The following is a 17,222-nucleotide window of genomic DNA, read 5'->3' as shown; positions in this document are numbered from 1 at the left end:
CGTTTGTGCACAAACGACTTAATCCCCTCCGTCCCCTTTTTTTTCAGATGTCGGTGTGGTGATGCGGCACAGCGACAGGCAGCGGGTCATGCCCACCCACGAAGTGGCGCACCACCGGCGCACGCTCACCGCGATGCAATCCGCGCAGCACTTCCTGGATCGCCCTGTCGTCGGCGGTGATGCGTTCGTGCTGGCGCAGGTGCTCCAGCCACGACGGGGTCACGAAATACTCCAGGTGGATGCCTGGACTGGCCACGTCCTCGACCACGCCCCAGACCACGGCGCCATCGCGGCGGCGGATGGTGCCCAGTGTGCGCATCTGCGCCTGGAACGCGGCGCGATCAGCATCGTCAATGCGGTACTCGATGGTCACCAGCACCGGGCCTCGATCATTGGATACCGGTACCGACAGTTCGGGGGCTGGCCAGTGCCCCGCCGGACGCAGGTTCAGGTCTTCGGTGCCGGCGATGCGCACGCGCCACACCAGCAACCCGCCGATGACCGCACCCGCGGCAGCCACCAGCAGGGCCAGCTCCGGCGAGGTGCGCTGAGCCAGTGCGCCCCAGCTCAGGCCGCCGGCGGCCATGCCGGCAGAGAACACCATGATGTACAGCGCCAGCGCACGCGCACGCACCCACGCCGGCACTGCGGTCTGCGCCGCGATCTGCAGCGACGACAGCACGGTGATCCAGGCAAAGCCATTGACCAGCATCACCAGCGGCAGCACGTACCAGCTTCGGGTCAGCGCCAGCCCGACCAGGCTCATGGCCAGCGACAGGGTCGCCAGCAGCACCAGCAGGTCGCGATCCAGCTGCGCGCGCAGCTTCGGCAGCAGCAGCGCACCCCCCACCGCACCGATGCCGATGCAGCCGAGCAGCATGCCGTACTGGCCCGCCCCGCCCTGCATCTGCCCACGCACCACCACCGGCAGCAACGCATTCATCGCTGCGGCGAAGAAGAAGAAGCCGACCGACTTGATCAGCACCGCCTGCAACCGCCCGGCGCGGCTGGCATAGCGCAGGCCCGCTTTCAGGCCCGCACCGAAGCCTTCCGGCGGCAGGCTGGACTGCTTCGGGTCGCGCTTCCAGCCCCACACCACGAACAGCATCGCGGCGAAGGTGATGGCGTTGAAGCCGAAGGCCCAGACCGCACCGAGCTGGGCGACGATCACGCCGCCGATGGCCGGGCCGATCGAGCGCGCGATGTTGATGCCGATCGAGTTCAGCGCCACCGCCGAGGCCAGCATCGGCTGTGGCACCAGTTCGGACACGATAGCGGCCTGCGCCGGCATCGCCATCGCCGCACCGCAGCCCATGCAGAAGGTCAGCAGCACCAGCAGCTGCGGGGTCAGCATGTCCATCGCGGTCAGCGCCGCCATCACGGCGGCGACCAGCAGCATCCAGCCCTGGGTGGCCAGCAGGTACCTGCGGCGATCAACGATGTCGGCCAGGGTTCCGGCGGCCAGTGCCAGCAGCACGATCGGCACGGTGGTGGCCGACTGCACCAGGGCCACCATCAACGGCGAGCCGGTACGTTCGGCCATCACCCAGGCGGCGGCCACGTCGTTGACCCAGGTGCCGATGTTGCTGGCCAGGATCGCCAGCCAGATCGAGCGGAACATCTGGATCTTCAGTGGGGACCAGGCGCCTGCGGCCTGTGCGGGGGGTTGCGACGCGGTTGCGTTCACCATTGCCATGCTCCAACGATCGAGGCGAACAGCGTGTCCCGGCCGCCGGCCTGCTTCAGTGCAGGCCCGGCATCGACCCAGGCCAGCTGCAGCTGCCATTGCCAGTGTTCGCTGGCCTGCCAGCGGGTTTCGGATTTGTACTGCGTGCCGATGCGGCGCGCGCCGCCGGCGCTGCCCGGCAACGCCACCAGCGGTGCCGGCGTGGTGTAGACCGCATCGGCGCGACGATGCTTCCAGGCCATCTGTACGCCCAGTTCCGTGGTCACCGCGTCGTGCAGGCGCAGTGTCAGGGTCGGCTGGACGTCCATCAGGTTGGCCGGGGCCAGCAGGCTGGCCTCGCTGAAATAGGCCGACTTCGGGAACAAGGCATTGAAGGTGCCCAGGCGGCCGTCGTGCAGATTGCCATCGCCACTGGCGATGTCGGCCTTCAGCCCCAGACGCGGCTGCAGCGGCAGGTCCGTCCAGCGCCACCCCGTATCGGTGGCCAGCGTCCAGGCGTGGATAGCGAGCGTGCCGGCGGTCGTTCGCAGTTCACCGCCCTGCGCCACCAGCTCGCTGTTCCAGTCCAGTGCACCAGCCTGGCCGAACCAGCGCGCGCCCAGGGTCTGCCGACGTTCGGTGCCGCTGCCGGCGGCAAAGCGCGCGCCGTCGCGACGGTAGTCCAGCAGGTACAGATCCCACTGTCCCGCGCCCCGCCCGCGTGCCGTGGTGGCATAGGCACCCCACAGGTGGGCGCCGTGTTCGCCGCGATCATCGAGGGCACCCGGTCGGTTCTCCAGCGGACGCAGCGCCATCAGTTCAAGCGTGCCGGATCTACCCTTCCAACCCACGCGCGCACCGTCGAACGCCAGGCGGATGTTCGGCCCATCGCGCACCGACAACAGCCGCGAACTGCCATAGCCGGCTTCCTGTCGGCCGAGTTGCAGATGGAAGCCACCGCGCTGCCAGCGCCAGTACGCCTGCTGCACGTCCAGCGCGCTGCGGTCGGTGCGGCCGGGTCCACCTGCCTTGCCATTCTCGGCATGCACGCCCAGCTGCACCCGTGCCTGCCAGTTGTCCTCGACATACGTGGCCGACGCCAGTGCACGCAGCAGACCGTAGCCGTCTTCACTGCCGCCGATACCGAATCGGGCCGGGTCGTAGTACATCCCCCTGAAGCGCAGCGAGGCGTCCCACTGCAGTTGCCCGGTGCCCATGTCGGTGCAGCGGCCGGTGTCACAGGCCAGCGCCATCCACGGCATGGCCAGCAGCGCCAGGCTCAGAAGGCGAAGCACGAGCATCCCATCGCACCCCAGAAGGCGCTCAGGTCGTCGGTGGGCGCCGCGTGCTGCGCGGCATGGCCGTGAGCACCATGCGTACTACAGGCCACGCCGTGATGATGGCGATGCGCGGCGGCCAATCCGGTGGCGGCACCGCCAACGTGGTAGCCACCGAAGCGGTTGACCGGCGACCAGTCCGGCATCGCCGGCGGCAGCTGCGGCGCCAGGCCGGCGTAATCGCCGTCGGCGTGCACGATGCGGCCGCCGACCACGGTCAGCAGGCTGGTGATGTCGGCGATCTGCGCGTCATCAACGCGGAAGAAGTCGGCCGAGAGCAGGATGAAGTCGGCCAGCTGGCCCACCTTCAGCGTGCCCTTCACCGCTTCGTCGCCGGAGAACCAGGCGCTGCCCTGGGTCCACAGGCGCAGCGCCTGTTCGCGCTCGAGCAGGTTCTCATCGCCATACAGGGCCAGCCCGCCCACGGTGCGCCCGGTCACCAGCCAGGACAACGCCACCCACGGGTTGTAGCTGGCCACGCGGGTGGCATCGGTACCGGCACCGACCGGCACGCCTTCGGCCAGCATGCGCTTGACCGGCGGCGTGTGCCGCGCCGCCTGCACGCCGTAGCGCTCGACGAAGGCTTCGCCCTGGTAGGCCATGCGGTGCTGCACGGCGATGCCGCCGCCCAGCGCGCGGATGCGTTCGATGTTGCGCGGGGTGATGGTCTCGGCGTGGTCGATGAACCAGTGCAGGCCATCGAACGGCACCTCGCGGTTGACCTGTTCGTACACATCGAGGATGCGGGTGATGCTCTCGTCATAGGTGGCGTGGATGCGGAACGGCCAACGCTTCTCGACCAGCAGTTTCACCACATCGTGCAGTTCCGGTTCCAGCTCAGGCGGCAGTTCCGGGCGCGGCTCGTTGAACAGCTCGAAGTCGGCCGCGGAGAACACCAGCATTTCGCCAGCGCCGTTGTGGCGCAGCAGGTCATCGCCCTGGCGCGGCTGCAGTATCTCGCTCCAGCCGCGGAAGTCGTCCACTTCCTTGCCCTTGTTCTGGGTGAACAGGTTGTAGGCGATGCGCACCGTCAGCTGGTCATCGCGATGCAGCTGCTCGATGACCTGGTAGTCCTCGGGGTAGTTCTGGAAACCACCGCCAGCGTCGATCACCGAGGTGATGCCGAGCCGGTTCAGTTCGCGCATGAAGTGGCGCGTCGAGTTCGCCTGGTACTCGATCGGCAGGCGTGGCCCCTTGGCCAGCGTCGCATACAGGATCAGCGCGTTGGGCTTGGCCAGCAGCAGCCCGGTCGGGTTGCCCAGCGAGTCACGCAAGATCTGCCCGCCCGGTGGATCCGGCGTGTCCTTGCTGTAGCCGCAGGCGCGCAGCGCGGCGCGGTTGAGCAGCGCGCGGTCATACAGGTGCAGCAGGAACACCGCCGTATCCGGCGCAATGTCGTTGAGCTCCTGCAGCGTCGGCAGGCGCTTCTCGTTGAACTGTGCGGCAGTGAAGCCACCGACCACGCGCACCCACTGCGGTGCCGGGGTGCGGTCGACCTGGGCCTTCAACATGTCCAGCGCGTCGCCCAGCGAGCGCAAACCGTCCCAGCGCAGCTCCAGGTTGTAGTTCAGGCCACCGCGGATCAGGTGGGTATGGCTGTCGTTTAGGCCGGGCAGCAGGCGCCGGCCCTGCGCATCGATCAGGGTCGCTTCATTGCCCCAGCCGCGCATGATCTCCTCATCGCTGCCGACAGCGACGATGCGGCCCTCCTGCACGGCCAGTGCCTGCGCGTGCGGCTGCTGCGGGTCGAGTGTGGTGATGCGGGCATTGCGGATGACCAGCGTGCTCATGCGACGCTCCTTGGAAGTGGAATCGAGTGCGGCAGCGGCGCGACCGGCCAGGCCGAGCGCAACCGCGGCACCGCTGGCCAGCACCACGTTGCGGCGGCCGTGGTCGGGGGGATCGTGACTCATGCGAAAGCTCCCGGAAGACGTTGGCCGTCCAGCGCCCAGGCCCCCGGCCCGGCCAGGGCGATGGCCAGCAGCACCGTGGCCCACATCAGCGGGTACTCACTGCCGCCACGCATCCAGAACCAGCCCCTGGGCAAGGCCAACAGGACGGTGAAGCCGATGAAGGCAGCGGCGGCAAGCGCGGCGATGCGGGTCTGCCAGCCCAGCAGCACGGCCAGCCCGGACAGCACCTGCAGCAGGGACAACAGCAGGGGCAACGGCGCCACTGCCGGCAGCCCGAAACCGCGCAGCTCGGTGGCGAAGCCGGCCAGCCCCGGTCCGCCGAACCAGCCAAACAGCTTGCCCAGCGCGTGCGGCAGCAGGAAGCCGCCTGCCGCCACCCGCAGCATCAGCAGGGCCAGGTCGAGGCCGTGGCCGGCCAGCATGCTCAGTGCCCGCCTTCCTGCGCGCCGAACATGCGCTTGGCGTACTGGATGCCGATGCCATAGCCGCCGGCGTGGTCGCGGGCGATGCCGGTGGTCAGGTCGTAGGTTTCACCGCGTGCCCAGTCACGCTGCAGTTCAAGCAGGTACTGCACGCTGGTCATCGGCACCGCGCCGGCCTGCACCATGCGGGTGATCGCACGCTCGTGCGCTTCTTCGCTGACATCGCCACAAGCGTCGGTGATCACGTGGACCTCGAAGCCCTGCGCCAGCGCCGACAGCGCCGGACCCACGATGCAGACACTGGTCCACAGGCCGGCAAGAACCAGCCGGCGCTTGCCGATGCGGTTGATCTCATCGATTACCGGCTGGTCTTCCCAGGTATTCATCGAAGTGCGGTCGAACACCGGCTGGCCCGGGAAGATCTGCGGCAGTTCCGGGAACATCGGGCCGGAGAATGACGTCTCGGCCACCGTGGTCAACACGACCGGCACGTTGAACCCCTTGGCCCCCTTGCTGATCAGCGACACGTTGTTGCGCAGCGCGGAGATGTCGATCGTGTGGGTAGCAAATGCCATCTGCGACTGGAAGTCGATCAGCACCAGGGCATGGTCGGTGGGCGACAGCAGGGCCGGGGCGGGCGTGGCGGTGGCAAGGCTCATGGGTGGACTCCGTGGGAAACATGATCAGGGGGAAGCAGCAGGGCCGCATCGCCGGCCCGATACTGGCCGGGGCTGCAGCCAGTCTCGGCGCGGAAGCTGCGGACGAAATGGCTCTGGTCGAAGAAGCCCAGCTGCTGGGCCAGGCACGCCATCGGCAACTGCGCGCTGGGCAGCAGTTGGCAGGCACGCTGGATGCGGCGGCGGCGCACGTAGCGCAGCGGGCTGGCACCGGTGCCGCTACGGAACAGGCGCACCAGGTGGAAGCGGCTGACACAGGCAGCCTGCGCCAGCTCGGTCACCCGCAGCGGCTGCGACAGGTGCTCATCGACATAGCGCAGGGCGCGCTGCAGTGCGGCGGCCTGCTGCGGGGCAAGCGGGGTGGCGGACGGATCGGACGGACTGACGGTGGCCATGCGGGGCGCCGCGAGGGGGTGGCCCATGGTGCGTGGCCGGCGCACGATGCCCTACCCCCGTCGGTCGAGGCCGGCACCTACCCGAATGGGGGAGGCCGACGGCCGAGCAGGCGGCGCCCGAACAAGCGCGCATCCACCGAGTAGGCGCCCGGCCCCAGCATCAGCAGCGCCGCAGGCAACGCCACCAGCGGCCACGGTGCCTGCTGCGCGAACATGGTCGCGGCTGCCATCAGGGTCGCCAGCGGCGTCAACACGCCCAGCACGAGCATGGCCGCCGCCAGCCCGCACAGCACCGCCCCCCAACCAGCATGCGTGCCAGGCGCGCACAGCGCGGCGGCCAGGCACAGCCGTAGCCACAGCAGGCCGATGCCCGGACCGCGATCAGGGAACATCACGAACAGGCGCTGCATGGCCGGGCTCCAGGGGTCATGCCGGCGTGATAGCCGACCACGGCGGCCACTGCCTACCCCGTTCGGGTCACCCCGGACTGCCCCGCACCTGCCAGAATGCGCGCCATGCGTGGCCGCCCCTTCCCGTTGCAACGTCACCTGCGGACGCTGCTGACCTGCCTGCTGCTGTTGACCGCCCTGCCCGCCCTTGCCGTGCAGCGCCCGCCGGTGAGCGGCGGGTTGCCCGATTACGAGCACACGGCCTGGCGCGTCGGCCAGGGCGCCCCCGGTGACATCTGGGACATCACCCAGGATCGCGATGGCCTGTTGTGGCTGGCCACCGGCTCAGGGCTGTACCGCTTCGACGGTCGTCGCTTTGAACGCCAGGCCGCTCCCGCGGGCAGCCATTTCCCGTCCACCAACATGGTCACCCTTGCGCGGGGCCGCGACGATGCACTGTGGATCGGCTACTTCCAGGCCGGCATCAGCCAGTTTGCGCGCGGCCAGCTGCACAACTACGGCCGCGACCAGGGCGTGCCGGTGGGTGTGGTGCCACACTTCAGCCAGGACCGTGACGGCCGGCTGTGGGCCGCGATCAATGGTGGACTACGCCAATTCACTGGCCAACGCTGGCAGCCGCTGCCCGCTGGCATGGGGGTGCCGGAACATCGCGTGCAATGGCTGCTGCACGACAGCCGCGGCACCTTCTGGGTACTGGCCGACCTGAAGATCTGGGTGCGCGCGGCCGGCCAGGCGGCCTTCAAGGACACCGGCATCGCCGTTTCGCAGATGGCGACGCTGGCCGAAAGTCCGCAGGGGGAAGTGTGGCTGGCCGACCGCGTGCGCGGTACGTCGCCGCTGGCCAACGCACGAGGCCTGCTGCCGGACAGCGAGCGCGAGGCACGGCGGTTGCCGGAGCTGGTGGCGGCGCGCCTGCAGTTCACTGCCGATGGCGCGCTGTGGGCAACGATGAGCCCGCATGGCGGTGTCGCCCGGGTCACCTTCGATGGCGACCGCGCCATACGCATGGAGCGCTTCGATTCGCCGCACGGGCTGACCGCCACCTCGGCCGTGCCGATCATCGTTGATCGCGAAGGCAATCTCTGGGTCGGCACCAATCTCGGCCTCAACCGCTTCCGCGCGCGCAGCGTGCACACGCTGGCGGTTGGTCCCAGTGATCCCTACCGCTCGCTGGTGCGGGCCAGCGATGGCCATGTGTATGGCTATGGCGAAGACCTCAAGCCCTACGACCTCGAGCGCACCCTGCTCGATGGCAGCGCCACGCAGCTGCAGGCCGCCGCGCGCCAGGCAGCTGCCCCGATCTGGCAGTTCGACTGGGTCAACCTTGCGCGCACCGTGGCCGGCCGCACCACGCGGATTCCGCTGCCTGCGCCGTTCACCGGGCAACCACTGCATGCCCTGCTGTTCCCCGACGACGAACAGGCCTGGGTCTGCACCGGCGAACGGGGGGTGCTGCACTACCAGCAGGGCCAGTGGCAACGCGAACGCCGCCTGCCCGAACAGGCCTGCTCGTCACTGGCGCTGGATGCCAACGGCCAGCTGCTGCTCGGCTATGCAGACGGCCGGCTGCGCCGCATGGGGGCGACGCAGATCGAAACCTTCGACGCCAGCCACGGCCTGTCGGTCGGGCCGATCACGGCGGTACTCGATCATCAGGACCTCCTGCTGGTAGCCGGCGAGGCCGGATTGGCCGTGCGCCCGGGCAATGGCCGGTTCGTTCAGGTGAGCACCGACATGGCCGGCGTCATGGAAGGCATCACCGGCATGGTGGCCGATGCGAATGGCTACCTCTGGCTCAATGGCAGTCGTGGCCTGGTCCGGCTCGGGAGCGATCAGCTGCGGCGCGCATTGCGCAGCCGGCAGCCGGTGACGCCCCGCCTGTTCGATGCGGTGGATGGCATGCCGGGCATCGCCCTGCAGAGCGGACCGATCTCCACCACCGCGCTGGCCAGCGATGGCCTGTTGTGGCTGGCCACCAACCAGGGCCTGGCCTGGCTGGACACCACCCGCTCGCACGTCAACACCATGGCGCCCAGCGTGCGCATCGGCGACGTGCTGTACGGCAGTGAACACCAGCCACTGCGCGACGGCCTGCGCCTTCCGGCCGGCACCAGCCAATTGCAGATCGATTACGTGGCGCTGTCGTTGGCGCGCCCGGAGCGCAACCGCTACCGCTATCGCCTGTCCGGGGTCGACGACGGCTGGCAGGATGCCGGCAGCAGCACGCGCGCGTATTACACCAACCTCGCACCGGGCAATTACCGGTTCGAGGTGGAAGCCGCCAACGAAGACGGCATCTGGAGCACTGCACCCGCCAGCCGCACCTTCCGCATCGCCCCTACCTTCATGCAGACCCTGTGGTTCAAGCTGCTGTGCGCCGCCGCGGTGCTTGCGCTGCTGGTCCTGGCGGTGCGCATCCGCAGCGGGCAGCTGGCTGCACTGTTCCGTGCGCGCCTGCAGGAACGCCATGGCGAACGCGAACGCATTGCCCGCGACCTGCACGACACGCTGCTGCAGGGCAGCCAGGGCCTGATCCTGCGGCTGCACGCGATCAGCCAGTCGCCGCAGACCCCGGACAGGGTGCGCGGCCAGCTGGAATCGGCGATGCAGCTGGCCGAACGCAACCTGGCCGAGGGCCGGGAGCGGGTCAACGCACTGCGCGACGCTCCTTTCGCGGGCCGCGACCTCGCTTCGGCGCTGGCCGATGTTCACGCCGAATACGCCGGGCACGGCACCAATCCGCTGCGCCTGACTGTGGAAGGCGCAACACCAGCGCTGCAGGCCGATGCCGCCGAGGAGGTGTTCCTGATCGGCCGCGAGGCCATCCGCAATGCACTGCGCCACGCCAATGCCAGCGCCATCGAGGTAGAGCTGTCCTACGGCGCGCGGTGCTTCCTGCTGCACGTGCGCGACGATGGCGTCGGCATCGCCGACGAAAATGCCGGGCATGGCCATTGGGGCCTGCAGGGCATGCGTGAGCGCGCGCAGCGCCTCGGCGCGGAGCTGCGGCTGTGGACCCGCCCCGGGCTGGGCACTGAAGTCGCGCTGGCGGTTCCCGCCCGTCGCCTGTATCACCGCCGCCCATCGCGTTGGCGCTGGCCCTGGAGTAGAAGCCACCATGACTGAGTCCCCTGCCCCGATCGGCGTGCTGGTGGTCGACGACCACCCACTGCTGCGTGACGGCCTGGCCGCGCTGCTGGGCGCCCATTCCGACCTGCGCCTGCTCGGCGAGGCCGCCGATGGCGAGGAAGCCATCGAGCGCTATCAGCAGCTGCAGCCGGACGTGGTGCTGATGGACCTGCAGATGCCACGCCTGGATGGTGTGGAAGCCATCGTGCGGATCCGCGCGATGGACCCGCGTGCGCGCATCATCGTGCTGACCACCTATCGCGGTGACGTGCGTGCGGTACGGGCGCTGCAGGCCGGCGCCAGTGCGTACCTGTTGAAGGACATGCTGCGCCACGAGCTGGTCGATACGATCCGCATGGTCGCTGGCGGCCGGCGCGCACCGATACCACCGGCAGTCGCTGCGAGCATTGCCGCACATGTGGTGGAGGACCGGTTGTCGCCGCGCGAGACCGAGGTGCTGCGGCATGTGGCCGGTGGCCTGTCGAACAAGCGCATCGGCGAGCGCATGCAGATTTCCGAGCAGACGGTGAAGGCGCACATGAAGAGCCTGATGGACAAGCTCGGGGTGGGTGATCGCACGCACGCGGTGACCCAGGCGCTGCGGCGCGGCATCATCAGCCTGGACGACAGCGGTCACGATTAGGGGGTTGTTCGGCAGGGCTTGCAGCCCTGCACCCGCTACGCGCTGGAGCAACAGCAACAGCAACAGCATGGATTCCGTGGGATAGCGGGGCGGTGTCGGACTGCGGGGACGCTGCAAGTACGTCCCTGCAAGCTTGGCAGCCGCATCCATGCGGCTGACACCCCGCACTCCGACACCGCCCCACCTCTGACGGATTCCGATGGCGTTTGGTAGGTGTCGACCTTGGTCGACACTTCTGTCAGATATCGAAATCAATCAGGGGTCAGATCCGTTTTCCTTCGGAAAACGGATCTGACCCCAAGAGCCGTTCCAACAGACCGCAGGAACCTGTCGAAGGCTACTGAAAATCCGCTGTTTGCGCTGTTGCCGGCCAGCGGCCGGCACTACCGCAGGTGCAGGGCTGCAAGCCCTGCCGAACACCACCCCTACTTCAAACGCAGCAGCAGACTGCCGCCCGCGCACATCACCGCCAGCCAGGCCACGCCGTGCCACCCCCACTGCGCCAGCGCCAGACTGCCCAGCGCACCGCCAGCGGCCATGCCGATGAACATGCCGGTGAACAGCAGCGCGTTGAGCCGGCTGCGTGCCGGCGGCACCAGGCCATAGACCAGCGTCTGGTGCGCCACCAGCGCCGACTGGAAACCGAAGTCGAACAGCAGCGCACTCAGCACCAGCAGCGGCAGCAGCGCGGCGGCCGGCAGCCAGGCTTCGGCCAGCAGCAGGCCGAAGCCCAGCAGCGCCACCGCGATCGCCAACCGCGCCACGGCATGGCAACCCAGGCGATCAGCGAAACGTCCTGCGAACGGTGCGGCCAGCGCACCGGCCGCACCCGCAATACCGAACGCACCCGCCGCCGCACTGCCCAGGCCCAGGCGGGCATGCAGCATCAGCGCCAACGTCGACCAGAATGCGCTGAAGCCGACCGCCAGCAACGACTGGCTCGCCACCGCGCGGCGCAGCTGCGGCTGCTCGCGCCACAACGCCAGCAACGAGCCCAGCAACGCCGGATAGCGCAGCGTGCTGGTCGGTGCGAAACGCGGCAGCGCACGCGCCATCACTGCGCCCATCGCCGCCACCGATACCGCGGCCAGCACGAACTGCGTGCGCCAACCCCATGCCTCGGCCACCACGCCACTGACCACGCGCGACAGCAGGATGCCGAGCAGCAGGCCGGTCATTACCCGGCCGACGATCTGGCCGCGCTGTGCATCCGGCGCCAGCACCGCAGCGGCCGGCACGATGTCCTGCGCCAGCGTGGCCATCAACCCGACCAGCAGGCTGGCCATCAGCAGGCCCGGCAGGTGCCCGGCCATCGCTGCGGCGCCCAGTGCCAACGCCAGCAGCGCGGACTTCAACAGGATCAGGTGGCGGCGGTCGAAGCGGTCGCCCAACGGTGCCAGCAGCAGGATGCCCAGCGCGTAGCCGAGCTGGGTCAGGGTCGGCACCAGCCCGGCGGCGCGCTCACCTGCGCCAAGGTTCTGCGCGATCAGGCCCAGCATCGGCTGGCTGTAGTACAGCGAGGCGACCGAAAAGCCGGCGCCGGCCGCCATCGCCAGCACCAGCGGGGTGGAAGGCGCGTTCGCGGGTGCGACGACGGACAGCGAAGGGGTAGACATGGGGGAGTCCGGTGGAGGAAGTGGGCGTATCCTGCCCGTATTCGCCATGCGTCTGTAGTAGGCTCTTGCACATATGCTTCATACGTGACACGCATGAATGACCTCGCCACCGGCGCCGATCGCCTGGATCTGCTGCGCACCTTCCTGCGCATCGTCGATGCCGGCAGCCTGTCTGCCGCCGCCGTGCAGCTGGGCACCACCCAGCCGACGGTCAGCCGGCGCCTTCAGGCACTGGAGCGGCAGCTCGGCCTGCGCCTGCTGCAGCGCTCCACCCATGGCCTGCAGCTGACCGAAGATGGCCTGCGCTGCCAGCGCCATGCGCAACGCGTGGTCGACGAATGGGAGTCGCTGCAGGCCGAACTGCACGGCGAACCGGAAACGCTGCGCGGACGCCTGCGGGTGATGGTGCCGCATGCCTTCGGCCAGGCGCAGCTGCTGCCGACCATGCTCGCGTTCCTCGCCCAGCACCCACAGCTGAGCCTGGAGTGGATCCTGGAAGATCGTCGCCCGGATTTCATCGCCGAAGGCATCGACTGCGCGGTGCGGGTGGGACCGGTCGACGAACCGCGCATGGTCGCACTGCCGCTCGCCGAAGTGCCGCGCATCGTCGTGGCAGCGCCCTCGCTGGTGCAGGCCACCGCGATCAGCACACCAGAACAGGCGCAGGCACTGCCGTGGATTTCACTGGTCACCTACTACCGCGAACGCCTGCTGCTGCATGACGCGCAGGGGCGTGCGCATACCCTTTCGATCAGCCCGCGCCTGCTCAGCGACAACCTGTTCGTGGTGCAACAGGCCACATGTGCTGGGCTGGGTGCAGCGGTGGTCTCGGCCTGGCTGGTGGCCGGAGACCTCGCACAAGGGCGGCTGGTGCAGCTGCTGCCGGACTGGCAGGCGCCGGCGCTGCCGGTACACGTGGTATTTCCCGCCGCGCGCCAGCAGCCGCCACGGCTGCGCGCCTTCATCGATGCGATGAAGGCCGCACTGCCGCAGCTGCACGGAATGCGGCCGGCACCGCGCTAGGTCACCGACCGCATAGAAGCCACAGGGTCGGATCCCTTCCCACGGGGAAGGGCTCTGACCCTGTCGATCACTGCGCCTTCGCCGCCTCGGCATTCCACGCCGCCACCTTGGCCCTGGTATCAGCCAACATCTTGTCCAGCGCGGCGCGGTCATACACGTTGCCACGCAGGATCACGCTGTCGATCTTTTCGGTGGCGGCAATGTCCTGCAGCGGGTTGGCGGTCAGCAGCACCAGATCGGCGGCCTTGCCTTGAGCAACACCCCCGTAACGATTCATCTGGCCGAACCAGGCCGGGCCGGAACGGGTCGCCGCCGACAGCGCCTGCGGCGCGCTCAAGCCTTCCTTCACGAACAGCTGCAGCTCCTGGTGCAGGGCGATGCCCGGGAAGTTGAACGAGTTGAGGAAGCCCGCATCGGTGCCGGCGATGATCGTCACGCCGGCTTCCTGCAGCATCGGCAGCACGGCGGCCACCTGGTGGTACTGCACATGGCGCGCTTCGATCTGCGCTGGCGTTGCCTTGGCGGCACGTTCAACGCGCCACTGGTAGGTCGCGCGCAGGCCCGGGCCGATGTAAGCCAGGTACGGATCGTTCGCGTGGTCATCCTGGTCAAGGAAATCGAGGATGCGGCCACCGTTGAGGGTCGGGGTCACGAACACGCCGCGCCTGGCGAAATCGCGGTAGGCATGCATCGCCGTATCGCGGTCGAAGCTGGCGTCGAGGCGGCGGTTGGCTTCGGCGCGGTCGATGCGGCCGGCACCGAAGTCGCCGGCAATCTGCGCCTCGTCCTTGCTCCCGGCCTTGAATGCGTAGTCCAGATGCTCGATCGAGGCCAGCCCGGCATCGATTGCCTGCTCCACGGTCAGCGCCATCGGGATGTGCCCCGACGCCTTGAATCCGGCATTGCGCGCGGCACTGGCCGAGTACAGGAACAGTTCCGGCTTCAGCGTGCTGTCGGTGATCTTCACGAAATCGACCTTGTCGTGCTGCAGGCGGGTGATCGCCTTGTCGACGTCAGCCTTGCTGCCCACTTCGATCGTGCCCTTCCAGACCGGCTTGAGGCCTTCGATCTTCGCGCCCGAGCTGAGCAGCCGCGGACCGAACAGCGTGCCCTTGGCAATTTCCCCGCGCCACTGCAGCACCTGCTCGGGCAGGTCGCCGGAACAGTCACGCACCGTGGTGATGCCGTGCGCGATGTACAGCGGCAGCAGTGCCTTGTTCTCTTCGATCAGCGCCGGGCCACCACCAAAGTGCACGTGCATGTCCCACAGGCCCGGGATCAGGTACTTGCCCTTGGCATCGATCTGGCGGGCCGCGCTCCATTGGCTGCGCAGCTGCGCGTCCGGGCCGACGGCGACGATGTCCTCGCCACGGATCACCACGCTCTGCCCGGCGCGGGTACTGGCGTGCTCGACATCGACCACGGTGGCATTGCGGATCAGCAGGTCGGCGCGCTCGGCGGCAGACGCCGACAGCGGTGCCACCGCAAGGAGGATGGCAAGGAACAACGGACGGGAACGGAACATGGACAGCATCCTGATGGGCACGCCCAGCGTGCGGGTGGAAGGGGTTTGCATTCAGCGCACCGCGCCGTGCTGGCGCAGCAGGGTCTCAATTCCGGTATAGCCGCGCTGGCGCGCGTGCGCCAGCGGCGTCACGCCGTCGCCGTCGGCAAGCTCCGGGTCGGCGCCGGCCTCCAGCAGCAACTGCACGATCTGCAGGTGGCGCGCACCGCCATCGCCGAGCAGGATCGCTTCCAGCAGCGCGGTCCAGTTCAGGCGGTTGACATGATCGACCGCCACACCGGCACGCAGCAGCGTGCGCACGGTGGCGACATGGCCGCGCTCGGCGGCCGGAATCAGCGCGGTGCCGCCATAGCGATTGGTACTGCGCAGATCGGCGCCATGCGCCAGGGTCATCGCCAGGATCTCATCCAGGCCCCGCGCGCCGGCGTACAGGTAGGCGCTGTCCTGCAACACATCCTTGGCATTGACGTCGGCACCGGCTTCGATCAGCTCGCGCGCGGCATCCACGTTGTTGCCCTGCGTGGCCAGCAGCAACGCCGTGCGACCCTGGCCATCGCGCGCCTCCAGCGTGGCGCCATCCTCGATCGCCTGCCGCACCGCATCGGCGTCGCCACGGCTGGCAGCATCCCGCAGGCGCGCGTCTGCGTCGGCCCGGGACGTGGCGGTGCAGGCGGGGGTGACCATGGCCAGCAGGCACAACAGCAGCACGCGCGTGAACGGCGCAGGCCAGCCAGCGGAATGATGGACGCGCATGACAGTGTCTCCTCATGTCCGTCGCCACGGAACGCCGTGCGACGGTAGCAACAGCCGGGCATTGCCGGCCCCTGCCCTGCATGGTAGAAGTCGGCCTGGGTATCCAGAAGTGAAATGTTCAAATGCAAGACAGTGCCAAATCGAATAGAACCCTGTTCGAACTGGACCTGCTGCGGGCGCTGGTGATGGTGGCCGACTGCGGCAGCTTCACCACGGCCGCCACCCGCCTGCATTCGACCCAGTCCACGGTCAGCCAGAAGGTGCGCCGCCTGGAAGAGCTGGCGGGGCATCGCCTGCTCGAGCGCGGCCACCGCGACGTGCACCCCACCGACGCCGGCCACACCCTGCTCGGCTATGCGCGGCGCATGCTCGACCTGAACGAGGAAATGGCGCAGGCGCTGGCCGGCGCCACCGTGGAAACCGCGGTGCGCATCGGTGTCCCCGAGGACTTCGTCAACGCGCAGACCACACGCGTGCTGGCCGCCTTCAGCCGCCGTCACCCACAGGTGAAACTGGAAATCAGCAGCGGCCTCAGCCGCGACCTGGCGCACGGCTTCGACCACGGTGAACTGGATCTTGTGCTGGTCAAGCAGCGACGCAACAGCCGCCAGGCGGTGCACTGCCGCCGCGAGCCGATGCACTGGATCGACAGCCTGCGCAGCAGCTGCCTGCAGCAGGACCCGCTGCCGCTGGTCACCTTCCCGCCGCGCGGGCTGTACCGCGACGAGATGATCCACGCCGTGGAAGCGCTGGGCCTGCGCTGGCGCATCGCCTTCACCAGCTCGTCGCTGAGTGGCATCCAGGGTGCCGTGGCCGATGGCATCGGCATCAGCCTGCTGCCCCGCCGCGCGGTCGCCCGCGATCATCGCATCATCGATGGTGAGCGCGACCTGCCGGTGATCGACAACTACGAAATCGGCCTGCTGCATCGTGCGGACGCCGACGATGCGGTGCGCGCGCTGGCCAGCGAGCTGTGGCGGCAGGTGCAGCGCGAACCGGATTGACCACTGCAACTGCAGTAGCGTGGGCCGCTGGCCGGCAGCCGCGACGGCAACATCGTCCCGCGTGGGGTCAGATCCGTTTTCCGAAACGGATCTGACCCCGAAGCGAAATCCGCGCATTGACCATCGAAAGCTGATCACGCCTGTCGCGCGGAAGTCACGGCTCTGCCGCTAGAGTGCCTCCTGTTTCCGTGCTCCACGGCATCGTGTCATGTCCGACGAAATCCCCGCCCGCTTCGACCCCCTGCCCGCCGCCCTGCAGACGCACCTGCAGCACCAGCGCTCGCTGATCGCCGCGCGCGTCGCCGCCGGCTTCCCGACGCTGCCGGTGCAATGGCCGCTGGCGGCCAGCACGCTGCAGCGCGTGATCGATGCCGAGCTGATCGAGCCTGACGACTGCGATGGCTGGGAAGCGCTGGGCGTGGCGTTCGGCGATACCCTGGCCCAACGCGTGCCGGGCCTGGCCTGGATGCAGGTCACCGACGCCTGGGGCATCGATGCAGTGCTGCGCTATGCCGACAGCAGCCTGCAGATCGGCGCCAGCACACTGCTGCTCAAGCGCGTCGAACAGGGCGAAGTCATCGACATCGCCCACTTGCTTGCGTGGCTGGAAGCGTTCGTCGCTACCCGCGCCGACGATTACGCCTGACGACACATCGAGGTGGATCCATGCCATGCGTGGATGAATGAGACCACGCGATGGCTCCCTCCA

The 17,222-nt window shown here is 68.6% G+C and carries 15 protein-coding genes; 5 read left to right on the top strand and 10 right to left on the bottom strand.

Features of this window, described 5'->3' with window-relative positions:
* Positions 1 to 43: 43 nt before the first annotated feature.
* The 7 genes from J3A72_RS11565 to J3A72_RS11535 all read right to left on the bottom strand — a co-directional run bounded on the left by J3A72_RS11565 (position 44) and on the right by J3A72_RS11535 (position 6,820).
* Positions 44 to 1,690 (bottom strand): MFS transporter, encoded by a 1,647-nt coding sequence (locus J3A72_RS11565; RefSeq protein WP_049440904.1) that lies wholly within the window; start codon positions 1,688 to 1,690, stop codon positions 44 to 46.
* Entirely contained in the window at positions 1,684 to 2,967 is a 1,284-nt protein-coding gene (locus J3A72_RS11560; RefSeq protein WP_075077224.1) for an alginate export family protein, read from the bottom strand. Before J3A72_RS11560 ends, J3A72_RS11565 begins: the two co-directional genes overlap by 7 nt.
* Complete coding sequence (locus tag J3A72_RS11555) at positions 2,946 to 4,793, bottom strand: amidohydrolase (protein ID WP_172617721.1); 1,848 nt, start codon at positions 4,791 to 4,793, stop codon at positions 2,946 to 2,948. Before J3A72_RS11555 ends, J3A72_RS11560 begins: the two co-directional genes overlap by 22 nt.
* A 119-nt stretch (positions 4,794 to 4,912) precedes the next feature.
* Complete coding sequence (locus J3A72_RS11550; RefSeq protein ID WP_014647471.1) at positions 4,913 to 5,338, bottom strand: DoxX family membrane protein; 426 nt, start codon at positions 5,336 to 5,338, stop codon at positions 4,913 to 4,915.
* 2 nt (positions 5,339 to 5,340) lie between these two features.
* The gene (locus J3A72_RS11545) at positions 5,341 to 5,997 is read right to left on the bottom strand and encodes a hydrolase (protein WP_014647472.1); all 657 of its coding nucleotides are present in this window, start codon (positions 5,995 to 5,997) and stop codon (positions 5,341 to 5,343) included.
* Complete coding sequence (locus J3A72_RS11540; protein ID WP_049407118.1) at positions 5,994 to 6,410, bottom strand: AraC family transcriptional regulator; 417 nt, start codon at positions 6,408 to 6,410, stop codon at positions 5,994 to 5,996. Before J3A72_RS11540 ends, J3A72_RS11545 begins: the two co-directional genes overlap by 4 nt.
* A 77-nt stretch (positions 6,411 to 6,487) precedes the next feature.
* Positions 6,488 to 6,820, bottom strand: a complete 333-nt coding sequence (locus tag J3A72_RS11535) for a hypothetical protein (protein WP_046431144.1) — start codon at positions 6,818 to 6,820, stop codon at positions 6,488 to 6,490.
* Positions 6,821 to 6,916: 96 nt separating this feature from the next.
* Here J3A72_RS11535 and J3A72_RS11530 point away from each other — a divergent pair, with 96 nt between their 5' ends.
* The gene (locus J3A72_RS11530) at positions 6,917 to 9,946 is read left to right on the top strand and encodes a sensor histidine kinase (protein ID WP_075077226.1); all 3,030 of its coding nucleotides are present in this window, start codon (positions 6,917 to 6,919) and stop codon (positions 9,944 to 9,946) included.
* Positions 9,939 to 10,592, top strand: a complete 654-nt coding sequence (locus tag J3A72_RS11525; RefSeq protein ID WP_014647476.1) for a response regulator transcription factor — start codon at positions 9,939 to 9,941, stop codon at positions 10,590 to 10,592. The genes J3A72_RS11530 and J3A72_RS11525 overlap by 8 nt, the downstream gene beginning before the upstream one ends.
* Positions 10,593 to 11,017: 425 nt before the next feature.
* On the opposite strand, the gene J3A72_RS11520 is transcribed toward J3A72_RS11525, so the two are convergent.
* The gene (locus tag J3A72_RS11520; RefSeq protein ID WP_075077227.1) at positions 11,018 to 12,208 is read right to left on the bottom strand and encodes an MFS transporter; all 1,191 of its coding nucleotides are present in this window, start codon (positions 12,206 to 12,208) and stop codon (positions 11,018 to 11,020) included.
* A 93-nt stretch (positions 12,209 to 12,301) separates the two neighbouring features.
* Between J3A72_RS11520 and J3A72_RS11515 the strand changes: the two genes are divergently transcribed.
* The gene (locus tag J3A72_RS11515; RefSeq protein ID WP_075077228.1) at positions 12,302 to 13,231 is read left to right on the top strand and encodes a LysR family transcriptional regulator; all 930 of its coding nucleotides are present in this window, start codon (positions 12,302 to 12,304) and stop codon (positions 13,229 to 13,231) included.
* A 67-nt stretch (positions 13,232 to 13,298) separates the two neighbouring features.
* Here the strand turns inward: J3A72_RS11515 and J3A72_RS11510 are convergent, their stop codons facing one another.
* Both J3A72_RS11510 and J3A72_RS11505 read right to left on the bottom strand, forming a co-directional pair.
* Entirely contained in the window at positions 13,299 to 14,756 is a 1,458-nt protein-coding gene (locus J3A72_RS11510) for an amidohydrolase family protein (RefSeq protein ID WP_209572020.1), read from the bottom strand.
* Positions 14,757 to 14,807: 51 nt separating this feature from the next.
* On the bottom strand, positions 14,808 to 15,509 hold the full coding sequence (locus tag J3A72_RS11505) for an ankyrin repeat domain-containing protein (protein WP_049440918.1): 702 nt from the start codon (positions 15,507 to 15,509) through the stop codon (positions 14,808 to 14,810).
* Between the two features lie 122 nt (positions 15,510 to 15,631).
* Here J3A72_RS11505 and J3A72_RS11500 point away from each other — a divergent pair, with 122 nt between their 5' ends.
* Positions 15,632 to 16,513 carry a LysR substrate-binding domain-containing protein gene (locus J3A72_RS11500; RefSeq protein WP_075076517.1) on the top strand — a complete coding sequence of 294 codons (882 nt, stop codon included), beginning with the start codon at positions 15,632 to 15,634 and terminating at the stop codon, positions 16,511 to 16,513.
* Positions 16,514 to 16,721: 208 nt separating this feature from the next.
* Complete coding sequence (locus J3A72_RS11495) at positions 16,722 to 17,159, top strand: DUF3806 domain-containing protein (RefSeq protein ID WP_069118246.1); 438 nt, start codon at positions 16,722 to 16,724, stop codon at positions 17,157 to 17,159.
* The last annotated feature ends 63 nt before the right edge of the window (positions 17,160 to 17,222 follow it).

Source organism: Stenotrophomonas sp. PvP093 (assembly GCF_017876915.1).
In the GTDB taxonomy this organism is placed as follows: Bacteria; Pseudomonadota; Gammaproteobacteria; order Xanthomonadales; family Xanthomonadaceae; genus Stenotrophomonas; species Stenotrophomonas muris.
The sequence above is the reverse complement of the archived record's forward strand: the minus strand, read 5'-3'. Positions and strand labels throughout refer to the sequence as shown.